7 protein-coding genes are annotated in these 7822 nt (G+C 68.0%); 1 reads left to right on the plus strand and 6 read right to left on the minus strand.

The window, feature by feature from the left end; translation table 11 throughout:
• Positions 1–289 precede the first annotated feature (289 nt).
• From AB0M65_RS39365 to AB0M65_RS39390, 6 genes are all read right to left on the minus strand, one after another.
• Positions 290–838, minus strand: coding sequence for a uridine kinase (locus AB0M65_RS39365; RefSeq protein WP_364040250.1), 549 nt, complete (start codon positions 836–838; stop codon positions 290–292).
• Complete coding sequence (locus tag AB0M65_RS39370) at positions 835–1272, minus strand: DUF2304 domain-containing protein (protein ID WP_364040236.1); 438 nt, start codon at positions 1270–1272, stop codon at positions 835–837. The genes AB0M65_RS39365 and AB0M65_RS39370 overlap by 4 nt, the downstream gene beginning before the upstream one ends.
• Before the next feature lie 12 nt (positions 1273–1284).
• On the minus strand, positions 1285–2028 hold the full coding sequence (locus tag AB0M65_RS39375) for a glycosyltransferase family 2 protein (RefSeq protein ID WP_364040239.1): 744 nt from the start codon (positions 2026–2028) through the stop codon (positions 1285–1287).
• A gap of 17 nt (positions 2029–2045) precedes the next feature.
• Complete coding sequence (locus AB0M65_RS39380; protein WP_364040241.1) at positions 2046–4025, minus strand: DUF6541 family protein; 1980 nt, start codon at positions 4023–4025, stop codon at positions 2046–2048.
• A 73-nt stretch (positions 4026–4098) separates the two neighbouring features.
• A complete protein-coding gene (locus tag AB0M65_RS39385) occupies positions 4099–5391 on the minus strand; it encodes a hypothetical protein (protein ID WP_364040253.1) in 1293 nt (430 codons plus the stop codon).
• Between the two features lie 20 nt (positions 5392–5411).
• Complete coding sequence (locus AB0M65_RS39390; protein ID WP_364040244.1) at positions 5412–6428, minus strand: glycosyltransferase family 2 protein; 1017 nt, start codon at positions 6426–6428, stop codon at positions 5412–5414.
• A gap of 61 nt (positions 6429–6489) precedes the next feature.
• Here AB0M65_RS39390 and AB0M65_RS39395 point away from each other — a divergent pair, with 61 nt between their 5' ends.
• Positions 6490–7602: a UDP-N-acetylglucosamine 2-epimerase gene (locus tag AB0M65_RS39395; RefSeq protein WP_364040247.1), complete on the plus strand. Its 1113-nt coding sequence runs from the start codon at positions 6490–6492 to the stop codon at positions 7600–7602.
• Positions 7603–7822: the final 220 nt, after the last annotated feature.

Below are 7822 nucleotides of genomic sequence, written 5' to 3' on the forward strand. Positions count from 1 at the left end.
GCCTAGGTACAGGAAGGGGGCCTTCATGTACTTGGGGAAGGTGTGAAGGTCGAGTTTCCTCGGCTGAGCCGAGGGAAGGGGTCCTTCACGCGCCGTAGGTACGCAAGAAGTCGACTACTTGCGGAAGTGGGGCGCTGGCCGGGGGTGTCCACAAGGGGCCCTTCGGGAGCCTTTTTGCCGCCTCGAAGTACGTGAAGGCCCCCTTGCTTGCTCCATCCATGCCCCCGCCGCCGCCCTCAAAGGACGCGCTGCGCGCGGCAGGCCGGATCCAAGTACATGAAGGGGGCCTTCATGTACTTGGCAAGGTGACCACGCGATCCGCCGCCGCCCTGGTCCCGTCGACGCCGAACCATCCCCGCTCGAACAGCTGCCACCGCCGCAGGTCCGCACGGGATTCCTCACCGTCCCGGCCCGCGGCCCGGTCGAGGCGCTCGGTCTCGCTCCCGCCGTCCAACCAGGTCAGCAGCGACAACGACGGCCGCATCCGTGCCCTGCCACTGGAAACGCCTTCGAGCACGAGGACGTCGGGGATGTCGATCTCGACTTCTTCGCCCGGCGACGGGACACCGCTGGTCCAGTCCACGCGCCGGTAGCCGCCCGGCCTGCCCGCACGCAGCGGCTCCAGGACACCGGATTCCAGCCGCGGCCACCAGGAGACGGGCTCGTCCCAGGTGGCGAATCCGTCGGTGCTGACCAGCGCGACCCGGACGCCGCGACCGGCGAGGCCGGCGACGACCTTCCCGGCCAATGTGGACTTGCCGGAGCCGGAAGGACCGTCGATGGCGAGTACGCGGACGGCACCCAGCCTCGGCGGGGCCGTCAGGAGGGCGTCGATCAGCGTGCGCGTGCGGGGCTCACTTCGGGGAGCCCGTTGACGTTGTCGGGAGCGGCTGTCTTCGCCTCGAGGGCGGCGACGCGTTCTTCCAGGTCACGCTGGGCATCGGCGAGTTCGCAGCGGAGCAGCGCGATCTCTTCGACGGAGGTCCGGACCTCTTCTTCGAGATGTCCGACCTCTGTCGAAAGATGCAACGCGACCAGTGCCAGCACCACACCGGCCAAGAGGAATACGAAGTTCGACGGTGTTTGGACGCCGGTTACGCGCGCCAGGAAATCGGCGGCCTGCGGAACGAGCGCGAGTACGACCACACCGAGCGCGAGCACGAGCCAGACGCCCGCGTACTTCTCGCGCAGTTTCCGCCGTCGCATCATCTCGAGGACGGCGAACAGCACCAGACAGGCGACGACGATACTGAGAATGCGCCAGCCGTCCATGATCAGCTCCTTTTACGCCGAATCCGACGAGTCGACGGCGGGGCGGCGGCGCACCAGCGCCAGCAGCAGGGCAAGTCCGGCGCGGCCGAGGTAGACGGCCGATTTCACCGGCGAATGACTCGGGGTGCCACCTGCCCGTTCCCGCATGATCACCGGGATTTCCTTGATCTTCAGTTCGGCGCGGATCGCCATCACGAGCGATTCGACCGTGTCGCCGAGGTATTCGGCCGGATAGTACGCGGCGAACAGTTTGATCGCCTTCGGGCCCATTGCTTTGAACCCGGAGGTCACATCGGTGAGCTTGGTCTTCCCGAGCCGGGAAAAAACGAGGGAGAGGGCGACCATCGCGTATTTCCGCGGACCGCTCGCCTTGTACGAACCCTTGCCCGCGAACCGCGAACCGATCGCGATATCCGCGTCTTCGAGCGCGTCGAGCAGGGCGGCGACCTCGTCGGGGTCGTGCTGGCCATCGGCGTCCACCTGGACGACGACGTCGTAGCCGCGGGCGGCCGCGTACCGGAAGCCGGTGCGCATCGCCCCGCCGACGCCGAGGTTGACCGACAGACGCGCCACCTGCGCGCCCGCGGCACGGGCGAGTTTGGCCGTGTCGTCGGACGAACCGTCGTCGACCACCAGCACGTCCATGCCCGGCAAGGACTGCTTGACCTGGGTGATGACCGAGCCGACACTGGCCTGCTCGTTCAAAGCAGGCATCACGATGAGTACGCGGCGGGTGGTCACGGACGTACTGGACACTGGATCACTCTATCTTCTTACTGGCCGTGAGCGGTGTCGGACCCGGTGGTGGCGCCGGCGGCGACCACACCTTGCTGACCTTCGATTTCGTATACGGACGCGTCGAGGTTGTGGAAGACGCGCTTGAAACCCGGAGTGATGTCGAGGCGCTGGAGGCCCACCGCGGACTGTGCGTTGGGGGCCACCTTGCCCTTGCCGACGAGCACGTAGCGCACCTTCAGGTCGGTGAGCGCCGCACGCACGCGCGGCTCCCGGTTGATGTCGTTGAGGAACACACTGAGCCAGCCCGCCTTGGTGCTGAACTCGGCGCCGTAGTTGGTCCACTCGACCGGCTGAACCCCCGAAAGGGCGTACATCCACACCGAGCCGTCGGCCTTGTCGTTCATGACACGCTCGCCCGGCACGACGTGCTGCCCGAGCCAGGCGTAGGCCTCTTCCTCGCCCTTGCTGACCGACGGGCCGTCAGTGCCGTAGTTCATCGCCAGCCGCGCGGAGTTGCGGCCGATGTAGCCACCCCGGCTCAGCACCGTGACCACCAGCCCGACCACCAGCGCGCCGGCGATGGCCGCGGTGAACGGGTTCAGGTTCGGCTTGCGCTCACCGATCTTCTCGGCGAACTTGCCCGACGCGGTGTGCACGAACTCGCCGAACGCGACCGCCCCGGCCAGCGGGACGAGTGCGCCGAGGCGCCAGTGGTCGTTGTAGAACACCCCGGTCAGGGTGTGGATGAGCGGGGTCTCCAGCGAGATCGTCGCGGCGAACAGGCCGCCGAGTACGACGTACGCGCCCACCATCCAGAGCATCCGCCGGTGCCGGACCAGGAAGAAGACCCCGATGATCGCCGGGATGCCGATCCACCACTGCGGGAACGACGCCATCGGCGAGAACGTGATGGTCTGCCCGAGCGCGCCGGACACACTGGTCTCGGACGCCCAGAACGCGCTGGTCACGCCGCCCGCGTTGTAGAGCGCGGGCAGGACCGTCGGCAGCCCGAGGACGACCGCCAGTACCACGGTCGCCACCAGCGAGGCGGCGCTGCGGCGCCAGCTGATCTTCTCGAGGCGGAACAGGACCGCGAGCAGGATCAGCAGGAAATAAACCATGATCACGAAGATCAGGCTGGTGTGCAGGCCTGCCAGCCCGGCGACGCCGACGCCGATCGCGACCGGCCCGGCGATCCCGCGCGGCTTGAGCAGCAGGCGGGCCAGCGCGAGCATCGCGGGCACGAGCGCCACACCGGCGACGTACGGCCACAGCGGGCCGCGCCAGAGCGAGTCGTACGGGAAAGCGGTGAACCAGGTGGACACGGCCGCCGCGGCGGCGGTCGCGAGTACCGGCATCCGCCAGGCGCGGCACATCGCGGCGACGCCGACCGGGACGGTCAGCACGACCATGAGCGCCGCCAGGTTCAGCGTCGGCATCATCGTCAGGCCGCCCTTGCCGAAGACAAGGGCGAGCAGCGCGTGATAGGTGTCCGGGTAGAAGTAGTCGGTCTGGTTCGGCAGGTTCGCGATGGTGCCGACCGTCGACGGCCGCGCGTCGCCGTGCTCGGCGATCCAGCGCACCAGGTTGCCGTGGAACGGGGCGTCCCAGCCCTGCTGGACGTTCTCCAGGGTGTGCGAGCCGCGCAGGAAGGTCACCGTGCCGACGCCGAGGCCGAGGCCGACACCGGCGCCGATCAGCAGGTGGTCGCGAAGGGAGCGCTTCGGGGCTTCGTCTTCTTCGTCCTCAGTCCAGTCCGGGTGACGCTTCGCCGTGAAGCGGAGCACAAGGAACGAGACGCCGAAGCCGACGACGGAGAACAGCAGGACCCAGAGTCCGACGTTCAGCATGTTCCAGCGGATGCCGAAACCGCCGAGGACCGGGATGCCGATGGCGACGAGGCCGAAGGTCAGCAGGGGGGCCGCCGCGGCGAGCGTCCAGCCACGCAGCCTGATCGCGGCACCGAAGACGAGCCCTGGCAGCCAGAACGCCAGCAACACCAAAAGAACGTTCATCGAATTCGCTGTCCAACCCTATTCGGCGTCAAGAGCGCCACCGACCGATACCGGCCGCGATGGCGCGGCCACACTATCGAGACGTTTCGGACGGCTGTGCGTTGCCCGTCCCGGGGGTGCCTCTCACCACGAACGCCATGACGACCAGCAGCCCGACGGTCGGGCCCGCGGCGAGCCCGGCGACGGCACGCACGACGGTGTCGCCGGGGAAGAACAGCAGCACCAGCGCGGTCGCGACGACGACGGCTGCCCAGGTGATCAGCACCTTGGTGGCCTTGGCCTGCGCGACCAGCACGGCGGCGAGCAGCTGCATCGCGGCCAGCAGGACCGACGACCACACCAGCCCGGCCATCCACCAGGCCTCGGGGTCGTTCTTGGCGCCGTAGACCAGGCGGACGACCCACGGTCCGATCAGCCAGCCGATCAGCGCGCCGAGGGCCGCGAGCGCCAGCGCGCCTGCCGAACCGAGTGCGAGCAGCCTGCGCAGCCGGTGCTTGCCCTCTTCGGTGCTGGACAGGCGCACCACGGTCGGGACCGCGAGAGCCTGGATCGGCGCCATCAGCGTCAGCGGCGTCCTGGCCACGAACAGGGCAAGGAAGAGCACGCCGAGCTTGTCCTTGTCGCCGCCGGGCGCGAGCAGGCTGACCAGCGCGGGGTAGCCGGTGATGACGCTCGCGGTGAGCCCGGCGCCCGCGAGGAGCATCAGCATGTTCGTGACGACCGGCTTCGCGGGCTCGTCGGCGTCGAGTTTGGGGTCGACCAGGCGAGCGGCACCGCGGGCGAAGAGCAGCCACGCGAACGAGCCGGTCGCCGCGGCGATGGCGAACCAGTACAGCTGGGTGAGCCCGGCGACGACCAGTGCGGCGACCACGAGGATCCGCACGGCCGCCTCGATGAGGATCAGCCAGGAGTAGGACCGGATCCGGTTCTGGCCGACGAGCAGGCCGCGTGCGGCGAACTGGAAGGCGAACGAAAGCCCGCCGGCGAGCACGATCACCGCGAGCGCGAACTGGCCGCCGTAAACCTTGTCCGTGATCGGCGGGAGCAGCGTGAGGAGGCCGACGATCACCACGGCGATCGCGCTGGTGACGAAGGCGATCACCGCCGGACGTCCGGCCTTGCGGCCTTCGAGCGCGGCGTGCGCGGACTGGCGCGAGATCTCCTGTTCGAGCGGGGAAAGGGCGGCGCCCAGTCCCATCAGGACACCCCAGAAGGAGAGCAGGACGGCGTTGTCCGCCTTCGGGAGGACCCGGCCCCAGACCACGGTGAGCGCGTAGCCGAGTGCGATCGCGATCAGCAGGTAGACGCCGATCCGGCCGGCGGATTTCCCGGTGTCCTTCGCCAGCTCGCCGGTGTTGTCGGCCATGGTGCTCGTCGATTCCGTACTCATCGACGCAGCCGGGCTCGCAGCGCCATGAAGAGGCCTCGGAGCGCTCCGGCGCCGAAGCCGGCGGCGAACACCGGCGTGAGCTGGGCGACCGCCTTGGCCTCGGCCTTGGTCGCGCCGAACTTCGTCACCGCGAACCCGGCGGCCGTGGAACCCGCGGCGGCCAGTGCGACGGCGGTCTTCGGGCGCTTCGCGGCGACGCCGAGTCCGATGACGCCGACGGCCATCGCGGCGAACAGGCCGTTGCGTGCGGGACCGGGCGACGCGAGATACGAATCGACGAACGTGGTACCGCGGAAATACGACTGCCCGATGAACTTCTTGAACGAATCGCGACCGTGGTAGGTCGCGGAGAACTCCGGCGCCAGGAAGATGCGATGACGTTCGGCGATCCAGCGCAGAACACCGGTGTCGTCACTGGCGAAACGGACGTCTTCGAAGAGCGACTCGAACGCGTTGGACGAATCCTCGAGAACGTCCTTTGGCGCGGAAAAGAATCCGGTGCCTTTCGGGAAGACGTCGAACTCTTCGATACCGAACGACATCAACCGCGGGTTCGCGCAATAACGGCGCCACGGGATCTTGACCAGCCCAGCCATGAATCCCGCATACGGATTGTGTTCGGACGCGACGTTGACGTGACCGTTCCAGACCGTTCGCTCCGGATGGTCCACGAGCTGGTCGCGGAGGAAGGTGAGGGAGGCGACGTCCACGATCACGCGGCTGTCGAGCAGCAGGATCTGCCGCCCGGACGCCTTCGCGATCCCGGCCCGGCGTGCCTCGAACCGGCCGCCGTTCGGCTGGGAGAGGACAGTGATGCCGTACCGCTCCTGCAGCCTGACCAGCTTGTCCGGGGTACCGTCGGTGCTGCCGTCGTCGACGACGACGACCTCGACCGGCCAGCTCGCCGCTTGTGCCGACGCGATCACCGCGCCCACACTGCGGTCGATCCAGTTCTGCTCGTTGTAGACCGGGATCACCACGGACAAGGCTGGGAGGAGCGAATTCGCACTCACCCCGGCGAGGCTACCTTGCGCGGCCCACCAGTATCCTTCGGGCACCGCAGACCCCGACAGAATGGCTCTTCCGGTGATTTCCTTCATTCTCGGCACCACGGCGGAACTGATCAAAATCGCGCCGGTCTACCACGGCATCCTCGAACGCGGGGTCCGGCCGAAGATCTGGTTCACCGCTCAGCACGTCGACGAGGTCTCCGACGTCCTCGCCGACCTGAACCTGCCGGAGCCGGACGTCTGGCTGGTGCCGAGGGAGAAGGCGCACAACCTGGAGTCGCCCGCGCAGGTGCCGGGCTGGGCCGCGCAGGTGCTGCGCACCGCGTGGAACCGCCGGGCCGAACTGAAGGCCGCGCTGGTCGAGGACGGGCGTCCGCCGCTGGTGCTGGTGCACGGCGACACCTTCACCACGCCGTACGGCTCGCTCATCGGGAAGCGGATCCTCAAGTCGCGGGTCGGGCACGTCGAGGCCGGCGCGCGGTCGGGCAGCATCATGTCGCCGCTGCCGGAAGAGCTGAACCGGAAGATCGCCGCGAAGATCGTCGACATGCACTTCGCGCCGAGCGCGCGTGAGGTCAACAATCTCCGCAACGCCCGCGGCGTCGTCGTCGACACCGAGGCGAACACCGCCATCGACGCGATGCGGCTGGCCATCAACGGGCCGCTCGACATCGAGGGGCTGCCGGAGAAGTTCGGCCTCGCCACCCTGCACCGCTTCGAGCTAGTCTCGCGCGCGGACAAGTACCGCGAGGCGCTGGAGATCCTGCGCGAGCAGAGCAAGCAGATGCCGATCCTCTACATGGCAGGCGCACCCGAGCGCGAGAAAATCCGCTCGCTGGGCATGGCGAACCTCTTCGACGAGAAGAACTTCATCATCCAGCCGAAGATGCGGTACCTGAAGTTCCTGCCGCTGGTCGCGCGTGCCGAGTACGTCGTCACCGACTCCGGCGGCCTGTCGGCCGAGTGCTACTACCTCGGCCTGCCGTGCGCCGTGCACCGCGAGCGCACCGAGACGCCGCAGCACCTCGGCGAGACCGTCGTGCTGACCGAGATGCGCGGGGACAAACTGCAGAACTTCCTCGACACGTACCAGAACCGGCGTGGTGAGTCCTGGGTCGAGAAGTTCCACCCGTCGGAGATCATCGTCGACACGCTGGCACGCCTCGGCTACTGCTGACGGTTTACCCAAGTACATGAAGGCCCCCTTCCTTGCGCTAGGCGCAGGTAAGGGGGCCTTCATGTACTTGGCCGGGGTGGGGCAGGGGTCGCGAGCGGTGGAGCGCGCCGGATGTCATGAGGGGTCCCCATAGGACGAAATTCGTCCTATGGGGACCCCTCATGACAAATGGGTGTGCTAACAATAACCACCGCCCCAGAGCGCCCCCCCCCGCCACAGC

It is taken from the genome of Amycolatopsis sp. NPDC051071 (assembly GCF_040682875.1).
GTDB lineage: Bacteria > Actinomycetota > Actinomycetes > Mycobacteriales > Pseudonocardiaceae > Amycolatopsis.